Annotated in this window: 1 protein-coding gene; it reads left to right on the top strand. The window is 48.1% G+C overall.

Features of this window, described 5'->3' with window-relative positions; genetic code table 11:
• A partial coding sequence (locus tag SB689_RS22825) for a tyrosine-type recombinase/integrase (protein ID WP_410694354.1) occupies nucleotides 1–262 on the top strand: 262 nt, incomplete at its 5' end.
• Nucleotides 263–310: the final 48 nt, after the last annotated feature.

Below are 310 nucleotides of genomic sequence, written 5' to 3'. Positions count from 1 at the left end.
AGCTTGTCGTCGTGCAGGAATTGAAGATTTCCGTTTCCATGACCTCAGACACACCTGGGCAAGCTGGCTGATTCAGTCAGGCGTCCCATTATCAGTGCTTCAGGAAATGGGCGGATGGGAGTCCATAGAAATGGTTCGTAGGTATGCTCACCTTGCGGCTAATCATTTGACAGAGCATGCGAGGAAAATAGACGACATTTTTGGTGATAATGTCCCAAATATGTCCCACTCTGAAATTATGGAGGATATAAAGAAGGCGTAACTGATTGAATTGTAATGGCGCGCCCTGCAGGATTCGAACCTGCGGCCC

Origin of the sequence: Chryseobacterium sp. SIMBA_038, assembly GCF_046535115.1 — a bacterium.
GTDB lineage: Bacteria > Bacteroidota > Bacteroidia > Flavobacteriales > Weeksellaceae > Chryseobacterium.
Note: the sequence above shows the minus strand (reverse complement) of the source record. Positions and strands in the feature narration are given on the sequence as shown.